Genomic DNA, 16,054 nt, shown 5'->3' with positions numbered 1-16,054 from the left:
CGCGACACAAACCACCCAGTCCATCGCGGCGATCGGCGTTTCGGCAAGCGAAGCATTGCGCGGCGATGAGAATTGCAGCGCAAGATCGAAGCCGCGTTTGCCGAAATCCGTCGGTTGAAACCACACGTTCTCAAGAATGACCTGCACATGCAGCTTCGGATTGGCCCGCGCGAAGGCGATGATCGCATCCGACAGATGCAGGGCGCCGAAGGATTTCGGCGCGGCCATACGCAAGGTGCCCGCAGGCTCCGCCGGGGTTTCAATCAGGGCGCGTTCTTGGCCCTCGATGTCGCGGAAGAGCCGCTCGCAGAAGGCAAGATAGGCGCGCCCCTGCTCGGTCAGATTGAGCGAGCGCGTGGTGCGATGCAACAGCCGCACACCCAGCCGGTCTTCCAGCACGCCGACATGGCGCGACACCAAAGCGCGCGACAGGCCGAGCTGGTTAGCGGCCACGGTGAAGCTGCCGGAGCGCGCGACCCGCATGAAGGTTTCCATTGATCGCAGACGGTCCATCGCGATTGTTTACTCAGATGCAACAACGACGTTCACATTTATCGGCTTCTATAAACGAATGTCAAAGTGCTAGGCTTGACGCAACAACGCGGGCGAAAAGGCCCGATCAGGGACGGAACGCCATGAGCTTTACTCATCCGCTCGTTACCGCCAAGGCGGAACGTCATCATTTCCCGCCCGCTCAACTCGCTTTCGCGGAGACGAACGGAGATTCTTCACGCGCATGAACAAGCAGATTCCCTCCCCCCAGGGCGCCGCCAAGGTCGAAACGCCGGTACCGGCGGGCGTGAATGCGGCAGGCTTTGGCAGCGACGTGGTCGCCGAAACGCTGCGCGATCTGCAGATTCCCTATGTCGCGCTCAATCCGGGCGCGAGCTATCGCGGCCTGCACGACTCGCTGGTCAACTATCTCGGCAACGAGCGGCCAAAGATGCTGCTCTGCCTGCACGAGGAAAGCGCAGTGGCGATCGCGCAAGGCTATGCCAAGGTCACCGGCCGCGCCATGGGCGCGATCGTGCATTCCAATGTCGGGCTTATGCACGCCACCATGGCGATCTTCAATGCCTGGTGCGACCGCATGCCGGTCGTGGTGCTGGGCGCGACCGGGCCGGTCGATGCTGACAAGCGCCGGCCCTGGATCGACTGGATCCATACCGCGCGGGATCAGGGCGCGCTGGTGCGCGGCTATGTGAAGTGGGACGACCAGCCCGCCTCGCCTGCCGCCGCGCGCGAGGCGCTGATCCGCGCCACCAACATTGCCAATGCGCTGCCGCAGGGACCGGTCTATGTCAATCTCGATGCCGAGATGCAGGAGGCGAAGCTCGCAGAGCCGCTGCCGCCGATTGACGTGTCGCGCTATCGCCCGCGCATCGCAGCTGCGCCCGATCCGCAGGCGGTGACGGAAGCCGCCGAGCGTCTGCGGATGGCAAAACGCCCGGTGATTCTTGCCGGCCGCGCTTCGCGCCGGCGCGACGCCTGGGATGCCCGCGTTGCGCTGGCCGAGGCTCTGAATGCGCGCGTGCTCACCGACCTGAAGATCGGCGCGTCCTTTCCGACCGATCATCCCCTGCATGTCGGCGCACCCGGCATGCTCCTTCCTGACGCCGATGGGCTGGCAGCGCTCGCCGCGGCGGACGTGATCCTGAGCCTCGACTGGGTCGAGCTCGGCGGCGCGCTGAAGGCGGCAAAGTCGAACGCTAATGTGATCTCGGCCTCGCTCGACCAAAACATCCACAATGGCTGGAGCATGGATCATCAGGCGCTGCCGCCGGTCGATCTGCTCATCGCCGCCGATCCTGACGAGGCTGCGATCGCGCTGTCGCGTGCGATCGGTGCGCCGGCAAGACCGGCCGTATTGCCCGTTGCGGCTCGCGCCATGACGAAGCCTGCGGAGAGTGAGAGGCTACAGGTCGAGCATCTCGCCTATGCTGTGCGGCAGGCGGTCGGCACGCGCGAGGTCTCGCTGACCCACCTGCCGCTGTCCTGGAATGGCGCGTGGTGGCCGTTCCGGGATCCGCTGGATTTCCTCGGCTCGGACGGCGGCGGCGGCGTCGGCGGCGGACCCGGCATCTCGGTCGGCGCGGCGCTGGCGCTGAAAGGCTCGGGCCGGCTGCCGGTCGCAATCTGCGGCGACGGCGATTACCTGATGGGCGTCACCGCACTCTGGACAGCGGCGCATTACCGCATTCCGCTGCTTATGGTGATCGCCAACAATCGCTCCTTCTTCAATGACGAGTTGCACCAGGAGCGCGTTGCCCGCATGCGCAACCGTCCGGTGGAAAATCGCTGGATCGGGCAGCGCATGTCCGATCCCGATATCGATCTTGCCGCGATGGCACGCGCCCAGGGCGCCGAAGCCTTCGGCCCGGTCCGAACCGGCGAAGAACTTGCAGCCGCATTGAAAGCGGCGATCGAAGCGGTCGAAGGCGGCGCGGTGGCGGTGGTCGATGTGCGGGTCGAACCGGGCTATGCTCCGTCTATGACCGCGGTCATGACAAGAAAATCCGATTGAGCGCCGCCGGAAGCGACGCCAAAGGACGCCGCATAAAGAGCACTGTGGAGAGGCAACGCTTGGGGACAAAATGGCAGCAACCGTGACCGCAATCCGGCCCGCATCGGCACAATCCGGCGACGACAGCATCCTCGTCGTCAAGGATGTGACCAAGCATTTCCGCACCCCCGAAGGGGTCGTCACCGCGGTCGACGACGTTTCGCTATCCGTCAAGCAAGGCGAATTCCTTGCGATCATCGGTCCGTCCGGCTGCGGCAAGTCTACGCTGTTCAACGTGGTGGGTGGCTTGCTCGGCGATTACGAAGGCGAGGTCACGGTCGGCGGCGAGCGTATCACCGGCCCGCATGCGTCGGTTGGCATGGTGTTTCAGGAGGAATCCACTTTTCCCTGGCGGACCGTGATCGAGAATGTCTCGTTTCCGCTCGAAATCGAGGGCATGCCGAAGGCGAAGCGCCATGACAAGGCGCGGCATTTTATCAAGATGGTGGGGCTTGACGGTTTCGAGAACCGCTATCCGTCCGAATTGTCCGGCGGCATGCGCCAGCGCGTCTCGCTCGCCCGCACGCTTGCCTCCGAGCCGAAAATCCTGCTGATGGACGAGCCCTTCGCCGCGCTCGACGAGCAGACCCGGCTTCTCCTTGGCGACAAGGTGCTGCAAATTCAGCAGGAGCTGAAGCAGACCACGCTGCTCATCACCCACAATATCACCGAGGCCGTGCAACTGTCCGACCGGATCATGGTGATGACCTACCGGCCCGGCAAAATAAAGCGCATCGTCGATATCGATCTGCCGCGGCCGCGCACCTCCGAAATCGTCGGCAGCGACGCCTTCGGCCATTACGTTGCGCAGATCTGGGCTGACCTGCGCGAGGAGGCGAGCCGCGGTCTCTCCGACGACGAAAGCCGCGCACGTCTGACGCCGGGGCGGCGCACGTGAACGCGGCCGCCCTCGCCCGCTCCCGCACCGCGCCGATCCTCGTCGGACTGGCGACCGTCGCGGCGCTGATCGCTCTGATGCAGATCCTCGTCGAGACCGGCGTGCTCAACCGCTTCATCGTGCCGCCACCCTCCGATGTCTTCCGGGCTTTCGAGCGCGTCATCATGGAGGAGCAGATCGTCGACCGCTTCCTGCTGACGATGAAGGAATGCGTCTCGGCGGCCGCCCTGCTCGCGGTGTTTGGCATCTCCATCGGCACCCTGCTCTACAAGGTCAACATCCTGCGGCAGGCGACCGAGACCTGGGTCGCGGCCGCAGCCGCCGCGCCGACCGTGCTGATGTATCCGCTCTTCATGGTGATCTTCGGCCGCTCCGCCACCACCATCATCATGATGGGATTTGTTGCCGGGCTTCCGGCCGTGATCCTGAAAACCATCGAGGGCCTCTCAGGTACCAAGCGCGTGCTGATCAATGTCGGCCGCAGCTTCAATCTCACGCCCTGGCAGTTGTTCTGGAAAATCCAGTTTCCATCGGCACTGCCGACCATCTTCACCGGCTTCAAGCTCGGGCTGATCTTCGCCCTTATCAATGTGGTCGGCGTGGAGTTTCTGATCAATTTCGGCGGGCTCGGTCAGCTCATCAACGACCTCGCCGAACGCTACGATCTGGCCGGCACCTATGCCGCGATCTGCTTCGTCATCCTGGTGAGCGTTTGCTTCTTCATTGTCGTGGAGTGGTTCGAGCGATGGCTGACGCGGGCCGCCTGACACAAACGACCGAGATTCGCGGACCGGCGATCAGGCCGGTGACGCTGGTCCGTATCGTCATCATCGTTACCGTGCTGACGGGCTGGGAGGCGCTGGCGCGATCGGGCCTGCTTTATCAGGATGTCGTGCCGTCGCTGTTCGCCATCGGCAGGGCAATCGTGGCGCTGCTCACCAACCCGGAATATTACTGGCATCTCGGCGTCACGGCCTACGAGGTTGGCACCGCGCTGCTGATCGGCGGCCTCAGCGCCATCGTGGTCGGGCTCATCCTCGGTGGCAACCGCTTCCTCAGCCGCGCCTACGAGCCTTATCTTTATTATCTCGGTCCGACGCCGAAGATCATTTTCTTCCCGATCATGATCATGTGGTTCGGGGTTGGCCCGCCCTCCAAGATCGCGCTCGGCACGCTGTCATGCTTCTTCCCGATCGCACTGTCCGTTGCGGCCGGCATGCGCCAGATCGAGCCGGTGCTGATCCGCGTGGGAAAAAGCTTCCGCGCCAATCACTGGCAGATGGCAACCAAGGTCTATCTCCCGGCGATGCGCCATCCGATCATCAACGGCGTGCGGCTCGGCATGGGCGTCGCGCTGATCGGTACGCTGCTGGCGGAAACCAAGCTGTCGAACCGCGGCATCGGCTTTCTGATCATCCAGGCCTACAGCCTGTTCGACATGCCGCGCATGTACGCCATGCTGATTGTGCTATTTGTGCTCGCGATCGGTGCCAACGCCATCGTCGGCCGGCTCGGCGGCCTCGACAGCATCAAGCGATTTTAGCGGAGGCCTGGTCTTTCCGGGACGGCGCGCGAGCGCCGGCCCCGGAATTCAGGAAATGGCAAGAGGCAGCCGGCTTTGGCCTTCCGGATTCGCCGTTTCGTGGCGCCCCGGCTCTATATCTTCACGCTCTCCAGCGTCGCCGGATGGAATAGTTCTTCCGGGGTGACCAGCCGTGACGACAGCCCCTGCGCATGATGGTGCCGAAAGAACGTCTCCAGCACATGCCGGTTGGCCGGCACGCCATAGGACCAGTAATCGTCGCCCATCAGCGCCCGCGCCTGCATGATCCGCTCCTCGATAAAGGGCAGCGTCACCTTCACCGCCGACACATCGGCAAGCCGCTCCATCGCAATCGCCTTCGACTGCTCGAACGCCTTGAACACGGCGGCCGGCAGCCAAGGGTGCTTCTCGGCCAGCGTCTTGCGCACCCCGACGATATGCATGATCGGAAAGATTTTCGTGCGCCCGTAGTATTCCTTCGCAGCAGCCTCCGGATCGGGAAACAGCCAGCCGACATTGGGCGTGTCCGGCGGCAAGGCCGGCGCGCGCGGCGCCATGAAGGCGTCGATCTCGCCAGACGCCAGCATGCCGGAAATGGTCTTGCCTTCCGGGGCGTCTTCCAGCCGCACATTCTTCGGCAGGTTGAGCTTGATCTTTTCCGGCCGCCCGGCATGCGCGATGCCGCCGCGCACCCAGATCACGTCGGACGGTTTCACACCGAACTCGTCCTCGAGCAACGCCCGCGCCCAGACCACCGCGGTCAGCTGATATTCCGGCAGTCCGATGCGCTTGCCCTTGAGGTCCTGCGGCTTCTTGATGCGGTCGGTGCGCACATAAATCGAGGTGTGACGGAAGCAGCGCGACAGGAAGGCGGGGATGCCGACATAGGGAAAATTGCCGTCTGCAGTCTTGACCGTGGAACTCGACAGCGACAATTCGCAGATGTCGAAATCGACGGTCTTGAAGGCGCGAAAGAAAATCTCCTCCGGCGACAGCGTCATGAAAACCGGATCGACGCCGTCGATCTGCACGACGCCGTCGATCAGCGGGCGGTTGCGGTCGTAATCGCCGATGGCGACGGAGAGATTGAGCTTGGACATTCACTGATACTTTCTTGAGGCCGATGCGGCAGTCCTAGCCGATGTGATCAGCCCGCGCCACATCGAGCAACCGGAGTTGCACGCGCTCCGCGCCCTGCCAGCGGTCGACGGAAAGCGTGCCGGCCACATGCATCGCCTGCCCCCGCCCTGCCATCAGGGCGCGGCCGAGTTCGGTCTCGGCTGCGCGGAATGCCACCGCGTTGATAAAGGCGCCGTCGGCACTCCGCAGCCGCGCGCGGATATGCTGCCCGCCGGCCACATCGGCGAATGCGACGATATGCGCCGGCAGCGCGAAAACCGGCTCCGGATTGCCCGCGCCGAACGGACCCGCACGCATGATCTGCGCACAAAAGTCGAGGCTGGCCGCCGCAGCGCTCAGCGCCCCGTCGATCGCCAGCGCGTTGTCGCGCCGCGCCACGTCCACTGCATCGCCCAATTCAGCTTCGAGATAAGCGCGAAATTCGGCGAGCCGTTCGCGCCGGATGGTAACCCCGGCCGCCATCGCATGGCCGCCGCCCTTCTCGAGCAATCCGGCTGCCACCGCCTGCCGCACGGCGCGCCCGAGATCCACGCCGGCAATCGAACGGCCCGATCCCGTGCCGACGCCCCCGGCGCCGAGCGCGATGGCAAAGGCAGGACGGCCGAATTTCTCCTTCAGCCGCGCCGCCACCAGGCCGACGATGCCGGGATGCCAGCCCTGCGCCGCCGTGACGACCACCGCGCCTTTCTCCTCCAGACCGAGCGAAGCCAGCGCCTCTGCCTCGGCTTCGGCCAGCATGTGAAGCTCCATCGCCTGGCGCTCGCGGTTGAGGCGGTCAAGTTCGGCCGCGATGCGTCCGGCTTCGGTCGCGTCCTGTTCGAGAAGCAGAGTGGCGCCGAGATCGGCGCGCCCGATGCGTCCGCCGGCATTGATCCGCGGCCCGAGCAGAAAGCCGAGGTGATAGGGCTCGGGCGGACCGTCGAGCCGCGCGGCATCCATCAGCGCAGTGAGGCCCAAATTCTCGCGCCGTCGCATTGCAATCAGGCCCTTTGAGACGAAGGCGCGGTTCAATCCATTCAGCGGCACGACATCGGCGACCGTGCCGAGCGCGACCAGATCGAGCGCGCCAAGCAGATCGGGCTCGCTGCGCGGGCCGTCGAAAAAACCGCGGCGGCGCAATTCGCGGTTCACTGCGACCAGCGTCATGAAAACGAGGCCAACCGCGGCGAGATGGTTGAGACCCGAGAGATCGTCGAGCCGGTTCGGATTGACGATGGCCAGCGCCGGCGGCAGCACCGGATCGCATTGGTGGTGATCGATCACCACGGTATCGAGGCCGAGCCGCTTCGCTTCGGTCAGCGGCTCCGTGGATGTGGTGCCGCAATCGACGGTAACGAGCAGCGTCGCGCCGCGGTCGGCCAGCGCGCGGATTGCATCGACATTGGGCCCATAACCTTCGAACAGCCGGTCCGGAATATGGATGATCGGATCAAGTCCGACATGGCGGAGATAGCGCGCCAGCAACGCCGATGAGGTCGCCCCGTCCACATCGTAGTCGCCGAAAATCGCCACGCACTCGGATCGCTGAATCGCGTCGGCGATGCGGGCGGCCGCTTCGCGCATGCCGGTCAGCGTGTCCGGGTCCGGCATCAGGCGCTTCACCGTCGGATCGAGATAGCTCTCGGCATCGGCTGCATTCACGCCCCGGCCCGCCAGAATGCGCGCCAGCATCTCCGGCACGCCATGGTGTTGTGCGATGGCGAGCGCTAGCGCATTGCCGCGCGCGTCCAGCCGGTCACGCCAGGCAAGGCCGCGCACCGATTTTTCAACGCCGAGAAAAAAGCGCGGCTGCGCGTCCGGCAGTGCGGAAAAAGCTGGCAAGGCCAAGGACATCGAGGACCGATTCGGCTGTCACAGAAGAGCGGACGATATTGAAGCAATCCGCATGGCCAAGCCAGCAGATCGTCGCCCAGGACACGCTTACGGTTTTTCAGGCCGGCTCTTGCGCCGGTCCTGATCGGGGCTCAGTCAAGGTGAAACTTGTCGAACTGCCGGTGCTCGGCGCGGATATAGCGCACGGTGCCGGTGACCGAGCGCATCACCACCGTCTCGGTCTCGATGATGTTCTTGCCGAATTTCACGCCAGACAGCATGGCGCCCGAGGTGACGCCGGTCGCGGCGAACAGGCAGTCGCCCTTCACCATGTCCTCGATCTCGTATTTCTTCTTCGGATCGGTGATGCCCATCTTCAGCGTGCGCTCGCGCAAGGCCTCCGAATCGATCACCAGCCGCGTTTGCATCTGCCCGCCGATGCAGCGCAACGCCGCCGCCGCCAGCACGCCTTCCGGGGCGCCGCCGATCCCAAGATAGATGTCGATCCCGGTTTTGGGTTCGGCACAATGGATCACGCCTGCGACGTCGCCATCGGAGATCAGGCTCACCGCAGCGCCGGTCTTGCGGACCGCCGCGATGATGTCGGCATGGCGCGGCCGGTCCAGCAGGATCGCGGTGATCTCCGAGGGCTTGACACCCTTGGCCTTGGCGAGATTGACAATGTTTTCTTCGGGCGGCGCATCGAGATCGATCGTGCCTTTCGGATAACCCGGCCCGATTGCAATCTTGTCCATGTAGCAGTCCGGCGCATGCAGCAGCGTACCGGCATCGGCCATCGCCAGCGTCGCGATCGCGCCCGGCATATTCTTGGCGCACAGCACCGTGCCTTCCAACGGATCGACCGCGATATCGACCTTGAAGCCGCCTTTATTTCCGACCTTTTCGCCGATGAACAGCATCGGCGCCTCGTCCATCTCGCCTTCGCCGATCACCACCGTGCCGTCGATCGGCAGCTTGTTCAGCTCGCGACGCATCGCATCGACCGCCGCCTGGTCCGAGGCCTTGTCGCGGCCATGACCGCGCAGGCGCGCCGCCGACACCGCCGCGCGTTCGGTCACGCGCACGATCTCAAGGGAGAGAACGCGCTCCAGCACCTGATTGGGTGCCACGGTGATCGTCGACGCCATATCGCTGCCCCTTCCCGCCGGCACGGCCGCCGACATTCGTTACCCGTTGTGTTCTATCGGTTTTTCTCGATGCGGATCAATTGCGGCTCGCCGGAGATCACCCTGTCGGCCTTCACCGCGTCGAGCGCGCGCCGAACCGCGTCTTCGGTGGTCGCATAGGTGATCAGGATGACCGGAACCGGCCCGGCGGCGGTCTTGGCGTCGCTGCCGCCCTGCGGGCCGATATGGCGCTGCACAATCGATTCAAGCGAGATGTCCTGCTCGGCAAGCCGCGTCGCGATGGTGGCGGCAGTGCCCGGCTTGTCGACGGCGAGAAGCCGGATGTAATAGCCGCCTTCATGCAACTGCATCGGGGCCTTGCCGGCGACCGTGAGGCTATCCGTCGCCCGCCCGAATGGAGCCACGCGCAGCCCGCGCGCGATATCGCCGATATCGGCAACAACCGCAGACGCCGTCGCCAGCCCGCCTGCGCCGGGCCCGACCAGGGTGATCGGCGCGATGCCCTCTGCGTCGACCGTCACCGCATTGGTGACGCCCATCACCTGAGCAATGGCGGAGTCCTTGGGCACCATGGTCGGGTGCACGCGCTGCTCGATGCCGCTCTCGGTTTTCACCGCAACACCGAGAAGCTTGATCCGGTAGCCGAGTTCGTCGGCCGCCGCGAGATCGGCGGGCGCGATCGATGAGATACCTTCGACATAGATCGAGTCCGAATCGACCCTGGTGCCGAAGGCGATCGAGGCGAGGATGGCGAGCTTCTGCGCGGTGTCGTAACCCTCGACGTCGAAGGTCGGATCGGCCTCGGCATAGCCGAGCCGCTGTGCGTCCTTGAGACATTCGGCGAAGGACAGCTTCTCCTGCTCCATCCGCGTCAGGATGTAATTGCAGGTGCCGTTCAGGATGCCGTAGATGCGCGCGAAGGAATTGCCGGCGAAGCCCTCGCGCAGGGTCTTGATGATCGGGATTGCGCCGGCGACCGCGGCCTCGAAATTCAGCGCCACGCCGTTCCTCTCGGCGAGTTCTGCAAGCGCCAGACCGTGCTTGGCCAGCAGCGCCTTGTTGGCGGTCACCACCGATTTCTTGGCCTTCAGCGCCGCCCCGATTGCGGCCTTGGCTGGATCGCCCTCCCCGCCCATCAATTCGACAAAGACATCGATGCCGGGATCCGAAGCGAGCGCCACCGGATCGTCGATCCAGCGCGTGCCTGAGAGATCGACGCCGCGATCCTTGCCCTTGTTGCGTGCGGTGACAGCAACGATCTCGACCTTGCGCCCGCTGCGCGCAGCAAGCTGTTCGCCGCCAATCAGCCGGACAACCGAAGCGCCGACAGTACCTAAGCCGGCAAGACCCACCTTGAGGGGCGCGACCATGTCCAGATCCAATAACGCGTGAGTTTTGTGCTAGCGCCGGGTGGCGTTGGCGAGCGGGACGACGTTGTGCAGCTTGTCGATCCCGGTATCGAGGAAGCGGCGGATGTTGCGCGCGGCCTGGCGGATGCGCTGCTCGTTTTCGACGAGCGCGATCCGAACATACTCGTCGCCATGCTCGCCAAAGCCGATGCCCGGCGCGACCGCGACATCGGCCTTTTCCACCAGGAGCTTGGCGAACTCGACCGAGCCCATGCCGCGGAACGGCTCGGGCAGCCTGGCCCAGGCGAACATCGAGGCCGCAGGCGACGGTATGTGCCAGCCGGCGCGGCCAAAGCTGTCGACCATTACGTCGCGCCGCTTCCGATAGATTTCGCGCATTTCTCGGATGCAATCGTCCGGGCCGTTGAGCGCCGCCGTCGCCGCCACCTGCACCGGCGTGAAGGCGCCGTAATCGAGATAGGATTTCACCCGGCCGAGTGCGGCGATAACGCGGTCGTTGCCGACCGCAAAGCCCATGCGCCAGCCCGGCATTGAGAAGGTCTTCGACATCGAGGTGAATTCGACGGTGACGTCGATCGCACCCGGCACCTGCAGCACCGACGGCGGCGGATTGTTGTCAAAATAGACCTCGGCATAAGCGAGATCGGACAGGATTAGAATCTCGTGCTTCTTCGCGAACGCCACGAGGTCGCGGTAGAAATCGAGGCTTGCGACGCAGGCGGTCGGGTTGGCTGGATAACAGGCGATGACCGCGATCGGTTTCGGGATCGAATGCACCAAAGCGCGCTCCAGCGCCGCAAAGAAATCCGGATTTGGTTCGGCAGGAACCGAACGAATCACACCGCCAGCCATCAGAAATCCGAAGGCGTGAATCGGATAGCTCGGGTTGGGAACCAGCACGACGTCGCCGGGCGCGGTGATCGCCTGCGCCACATTGGCGAAGCCCTCTTTGGAGCCAAGCGTGGCCACAATCTGGGTTTCCGGATTGAGCTTCACGCCGAAGCGGCGCTCGTAATAGGCCGCCTGCGCGCGTCGCAGCCCGGGAATGCCTTTGGAGGCCGAATAGCGGTCGGTGCGGGGCTTGCCGAGGGTTTCCTTGAGCTTTTCGATCACATGCGCCGGCGCCGGCAAATCCGGATTGCCCATGCCCAGATCGATGATATCGGCGCCGGCGTTGCGGGCGGCCGCCTTGGCGCGATTGACCTGCTCGAACACATACGGCGGCAGTCGGCGGACGCGGTAGAATTCATCCATGGAAGCAGTCCTTGGCGCCAAGCTTCGTCAGAGGCCCTTCGGGCAATCCCCGTGCCGGAAACGGGAGTTTTCGTCGATTCAAATGGCCGGCCAATGCCCTGCTTTTATCACGGGCGCGGGGTTGCGCCAGTGGTCTGGGGCGGCAACGGCCATGGCGGCATTCCGGCCGGGGGCGACGCGGTTCCGCCCGCTGGGATCGCGGCCTGACCGGCCGCCGCGCCGCTTGCCTGACCCGGCTTTTTCTTTTTCTTGTCTCTGCCGCTGCCTTTGCCGGCCTTTTTGCCCGTCTCGCCAGACTTCGCCTGCTTTTCGGCCCGCGCCTTTTCGCGCGCAATGTTTTTCTGCTGGTTGGGCTGGCGGTTTCGAATAGCGATCAGATCTGCCTCCAGCCGCTTTTGCTGCTCTGCATCAAGAAGCGCCGATGCGCGCTGCGGCGGCATTTCGTGGACTGCTGGAAAGTCAGGCGCCTGCGCGGGACGCGCCGGGGCATTCGCCGGCAGACCACCGATCTCCTGCGGGATGGCGTCGATCTGCGCGGTGGAGCAACCGGACACCGACATCGCCAGCGCCACCACCGCGCAGCGAAACAGGCGGCCCGGCACGGGAGATGCATCCTCCATGCAGCGGTTCATGCGGCGATTTGGCATCTGCGGCATCGTTCTGACGGGAAAGTGAGCGCGTAACTGGCTAATATGACCAAAGCAAGGATGAAAGAATGGGCGGTTAACGTCCATACCTGTCACAGGCGCCGTCCAAAGACGGTCATCTTGCGGGAGGAAACTGCGGCCGGCGCCTGTGGCCGTGGCAGGATTCGAGTGGGGCAATGAACAAAGCGCCGGACCGGCTGGCTGTGGCAGAGGCGACGAGCGTCGATATCGAACGCTTCGCCGCCAACGTTGCGCGTCTTGTCGAACAGAGCGGCAAGGCGCTCGCCGCCTATCTCAAGCCACGCGAAGAAGGCAAGGCGACGATCGACTATCCGGACCAGATCCGCGATGCGATCAAGACGCTCGGCCAGGTTCTGGAATATTGGCTGTCCGATCCGCAGCGCGCGGTGGAATTGCAGCGCCGGCTCGGCGCCGCCTATCTCGAATTATGGGGCAGCGCGGTCCGCCGCATGGCGGGGGAGCCGGCCGAGCCCGTGGTGCAGGCCGATCCGAAAGACAAGCGGTTCGCCGATCCGGAATGGTCGAACAACCAGTTCTTCGACTTCCTCAAGCAGCTCTATTTGCTGTCGACAAACTGGGCCGAGCAGCTGGTCGCCGAGGCCGAGGCGCTCGATCCTCATACCCGTCAGAAGGCCGAGTTCTATATCCGCCAGATCGCCAATGCGCTGTCACCATCGAATTTCGTCCTGACCAATCCGGAATTGCTGCGCGAGACCTTATCGTCCCATGCCGAGAATCTGGTGCGCGGCATGGCGATGCTGCGCGAGGACATCGACGAGCGCGGCAATCTCAAGATCCGCCAGTCCGATCCGACGAAATTCGAAGTCGGGCGCAATCTCGCGCTCACCCCCGGAAAGGTGATTTTCCAGAACGAATTGATGCAGCTCATCCAATATGCACCGGCGACCGAAACGGTGCTGAAGACGCCGCTGCTGATCGTGCCGCCCTGGATCAACAAATTCTACATTCTCGATCTCACGCCGGAGAAGTCCTACATCAAATGGTGCGTCGATCAGGGCCTCACGGTTTTCGTGATCTCCTGGGTCAATCCCGACGCGCGGCTCGCCCAGAAGGGCTTCGCGGAATATATGCAAGAGGGCCCGCTGACCGCGCTCGACGTGATCGAACAGGCGACCGGCGAGAAGGAAGTGCATGCGGCGGGTTATTGCGTCGGCGGCACGCTGCTCGCCGTCACCCTCGCCTATATGGCGGCCACCAACGATTCCCGGATCAAGTCGGCGACCTTCTTTGCGACCCAGGTCGATTTCCGCCATGCCGGCGACCTCAAGGTTTTCGTCGACGAGGAGCAGCTCGAGGCGCTGGAAGCGCGGATGCAGGAAAAGGGTTATCTCGAAGGCACCAAGATGGCGACCGCGTTCAACCTGTTGCGGTCGAACGATCTGATCTGGCCTTATGTCGTCAACAATTACCTGCGCGGCAAGGCGCCTTTCCCGTTTGATCTCCTGTACTGGAATTCCGACGCGACCCGCATGCCGGCCGCCAACCACTCGTTCTATCTGCGCAATTGCTATCTCAACAATGCGCTCACCAAGGGCAAGATGACGGTCGCCAATGTCGCGCTCGATCTGAAGAAGGTCAAAGTGCCGATCTACAATCTGGCGACCCGCGAGGATCATATCGCGCCGGCCAAATCGGTGTATCTCGGCTCGAAATATTTCGGTGGCCCGGTGCGCTTCGTCCTGTCCGGTTCAGGCCATATCGCGGGCGTGGTCAACCCGGTGGCGAAGGGCAAGTACCAATACTGGACCGGTCCGAAGCCCACCGGAACCGACGTCGAAGCCTGGATAAAAAAAGCCAAAGAGCATCCGGGCTCGTGGTGGCCGGACTGGTTCGAATGGATCAGGGCGCAAGGCGATGAGCGCGTACCCGCGCGCGAGCCGGGCGGCGGCGTATTCAGTCCGATCGAGGATGCGCCAGGCAGCTATGTGAAGGTGAAATCCTGAGCGCGGCCGCAGACCTGCCTCCACCAATGCACCTGAAACGGGCACCGGCATGCATGCGCCCTATCGGTCAAATTGAGCGGCGGCTATAGTCGGAGCAGTTGGGGAATCGCGGGAGGCGAGCGTGCTGGGCGAAATGACGGGGCAGCTTTCGAAGGAATTGTTCTGGCTGACAATGACCTGCCTGCTGACGCTGGTGGTCTGGCTGCCCTATGTGCTCGATCGCATCATGGTCCGCGGATTGTGGGCGACCTTGGACAATCCCTCGGCCAAAGACAAGCCGCAATCACCCTGGGCGCAGCGGCTGTACTTCGCCCACACCAACGCGGTGGACAATCTCGCCGTATTCGCACCGCTGGTTCTGATCCTGAACACGCTCGACATCTCGACCCGCACCACCGCCATCGCCTGCGCGGTCTATTTCTGGTCGCGGCTCGCGCATGCCATTGTCTATGCGCTCGGCGTGCCAGTCCTGCGCACGTTGGCCTTCACCGTCAGCTTCCTGGCCCAGGTCGTATTGGTGCTGGCGATCTTCCGGATCGTGTAGACTGCGAAGGACCGCCCGGCCTGGCGGCCCTTCGTTTCGATTTTCGTATCAAAACGCGCGCGTTACGAGGCGAGCTTCACCGGGATTTTCAGATAGTGCACGCCGTTGGATTCCGCCGGCGGAAACTTGCCGGCGCGGATATTGACCTGAATCGACGGCAGCAGCAGCACCGGCGCAGCCAGGGTTGCGTCGCGCTTCTCGCGCATCGCCACGAACTGGTCCTCGGTGACGCCTTTGCCGACATGCACGTTGTTGGCGCGCTCCTCGCCGACTGTGGTCTCCCAGGCATAGGTGTCGCGGCCCGGCGCCTTGTAATCGTGGCACATGAACAGCCTCGTCTCCGGCGGAAGCGCCAAGAGCTTCTGGATCGACCGGTAGAGTGTGCGGGCATTGCCGCCTGGAAAGTCCGCCCGCGCGGTGCCGTAATCGGGCATGAACAGCGTATCGCCGACAAACACCGCATCGCCGATCTTGTAGGACATGCAGGCCGGGGTGTGACCCGGCGTATAGATCGCCTCGACCGTGAGATTGCCGATCTTCAATGTCTCGCCGTCGGCGAGCAGCCTGTCGAACTCGCTGCCGTCGCCCGACACATCGTCGGCATTGAACACCGGGCGAAAGATGCGCTGCACATCCTTGATGTGCTCGCCGATCGCGACCTTTGCGCCCGTCTTGGTCTTGATATACGGCGCGCCTGACAAATGGTCGGCATGGGCATGTGTCTCCAGCACCCAGGCGATGGTGAAGCCTTTGTCTGCGGCATATTTCAGGATCGCGTCGGCGGAACGCACATCGGCCTTGCCGCTCTTGTGGTCATAGTCGAGCACCGGGTCGATCACCGCTGCCTGTCTGGTCTGAGGATCGGCCACGAGATAGCTCACGGTATTGGTGGGTTCGTCGAAAAAGGCCTTGATTTCCGGCGTGGTGGTCATGGCTGGGTCTCCTTGATGGATTACGGTCGTTGCTGCCTTGACAAATATATTCATGCATTCTAATTTAGCAATACGTAATATAAGAACCCAAGGCAAACCGATGGCCGTCCCGGCAGCCGCGATGGAAATTCTGGAACAGCGCGCAGGCGAAGCGGCGCAGCTTCTCAAGCTGCTCGCCAACGAAACCCGCCTGCTCATCCTCTGCCGCCTCGTCGCAA

General features: G+C 63.6%; 14 protein-coding genes. 6 read left to right on the top strand and 8 right to left on the bottom strand.

The genetic code is table 11. From position 1 onward, the window contains the following. Window positions 1-495, bottom strand: a 495-nt coding sequence (locus ACK41X_RS18200; protein WP_409726227.1) for a LysR family transcriptional regulator, incomplete at its 3' end; no start/stop codon positions are given. Between the two features lie 241 nt (window positions 496-736). Between ACK41X_RS18200 and ACK41X_RS18195 the strand changes: the two genes are divergently transcribed. The 4 genes from ACK41X_RS18195 (at window position 737) to ACK41X_RS18180 (ending at window position 5,004) form a co-directional block, all read left to right on the top strand. Continuing rightward, window positions 737-2,524: a thiamine pyrophosphate-binding protein gene (locus ACK41X_RS18195; protein WP_409726225.1), complete on the top strand. Its 1,788-nt coding sequence runs from the start codon at window positions 737-739 to the stop codon at window positions 2,522-2,524. A gap of 70 nt (window positions 2,525-2,594) precedes the next feature. After that, window positions 2,595-3,461 carry an ABC transporter ATP-binding protein gene (locus ACK41X_RS18190; protein ID WP_409726223.1) on the top strand — a complete coding sequence of 289 codons (867 nt, stop codon included), beginning with the start codon at window positions 2,595-2,597 and terminating at the stop codon, window positions 3,459-3,461. Next, window positions 3,458-4,228: an ABC transporter permease gene (locus ACK41X_RS18185; protein WP_409726221.1), complete on the top strand. Its 771-nt coding sequence runs from the start codon at window positions 3,458-3,460 to the stop codon at window positions 4,226-4,228. The genes ACK41X_RS18190 and ACK41X_RS18185 overlap by 4 nt, the downstream gene beginning before the upstream one ends. Beyond that, complete coding sequence (locus tag ACK41X_RS18180) at window positions 4,207-5,004, top strand: ABC transporter permease (RefSeq protein WP_409726219.1); 798 nt, start codon at window positions 4,207-4,209, stop codon at window positions 5,002-5,004. The genes ACK41X_RS18185 and ACK41X_RS18180 overlap by 22 nt, the downstream gene beginning before the upstream one ends. Before the next feature lie 113 nt (window positions 5,005-5,117). Here ACK41X_RS18180 and ACK41X_RS18175 read toward each other — a convergent pair whose 3' ends face one another. From ACK41X_RS18175 to ACK41X_RS18150, 6 genes are all read right to left on the bottom strand, one after another. Next, window positions 5,118-6,104 (bottom strand): ABC transporter substrate-binding protein, encoded by a 987-nt coding sequence (locus ACK41X_RS18175; protein WP_409726217.1) that lies wholly within the window; start codon window positions 6,102-6,104, stop codon window positions 5,118-5,120. Window positions 6,105-6,138: 34 nt separating this feature from the next. Continuing rightward, entirely contained in the window at window positions 6,139-7,977 is a 1,839-nt protein-coding gene (gene recJ / locus ACK41X_RS18170; protein WP_409726215.1) for a single-stranded-DNA-specific exonuclease RecJ, read from the bottom strand. A gap of 131 nt (window positions 7,978-8,108) precedes the next feature. Continuing rightward, entirely contained in the window at window positions 8,109-9,104 is a 996-nt protein-coding gene (gene glpX, locus ACK41X_RS18165) for a class II fructose-bisphosphatase (protein WP_409726213.1), read from the bottom strand. Window positions 9,105-9,157: 53 nt separating this feature from the next. Beyond that, a complete protein-coding gene (locus ACK41X_RS18160; protein ID WP_409726210.1) occupies window positions 9,158-10,474 on the bottom strand; it encodes a homoserine dehydrogenase in 1,317 nt (438 codons plus the stop codon). Between the two features lie 30 nt (window positions 10,475-10,504). Further along, window positions 10,505-11,728 carry an LL-diaminopimelate aminotransferase gene (locus ACK41X_RS18155; protein WP_409726208.1) on the bottom strand — a complete coding sequence of 408 codons (1,224 nt, stop codon included), beginning with the start codon at window positions 11,726-11,728 and terminating at the stop codon, window positions 10,505-10,507. Between the two features lie 107 nt (window positions 11,729-11,835). Beyond that, the gene (locus tag ACK41X_RS18150) at window positions 11,836-12,462 is read right to left on the bottom strand and encodes a hypothetical protein (protein WP_409726206.1); all 627 of its coding nucleotides are present in this window, start codon (window positions 12,460-12,462) and stop codon (window positions 11,836-11,838) included. 89 nt (window positions 12,463-12,551) lie between these two features. Between ACK41X_RS18150 and phaC the strand changes: the two genes are divergently transcribed. Both phaC and ACK41X_RS18140 read left to right on the top strand, forming a co-directional pair. Further along, a complete protein-coding gene (gene phaC / locus ACK41X_RS18145) occupies window positions 12,552-14,360 on the top strand; it encodes a class I poly(R)-hydroxyalkanoic acid synthase (RefSeq protein WP_409726204.1) in 1,809 nt (602 codons plus the stop codon). A 133-nt stretch (window positions 14,361-14,493) separates the two neighbouring features. Further along, complete coding sequence (locus tag ACK41X_RS18140; protein ID WP_409726229.1) at window positions 14,494-14,904, top strand: MAPEG family protein; 411 nt, start codon at window positions 14,494-14,496, stop codon at window positions 14,902-14,904. 62 nt (window positions 14,905-14,966) lie between these two features. Here the strand turns inward: ACK41X_RS18140 and ACK41X_RS18135 are convergent, their stop codons facing one another. Then, window positions 14,967-15,836, bottom strand: coding sequence for an MBL fold metallo-hydrolase (locus ACK41X_RS18135; protein WP_409726202.1), 870 nt, complete (start codon window positions 15,834-15,836; stop codon window positions 14,967-14,969). Window positions 15,837-16,054: the final 218 nt, after the last annotated feature.

This window comes from Pseudorhodoplanes sp., from assembly GCF_046289595.1.
Classification (GTDB): domain Bacteria; phylum Pseudomonadota; class Alphaproteobacteria; order Rhizobiales; family Xanthobacteraceae; genus Pseudorhodoplanes.
The sequence above is the reverse complement of the archived record's forward strand: the minus strand, read 5'-3'. Positions and strand labels throughout refer to the sequence as shown.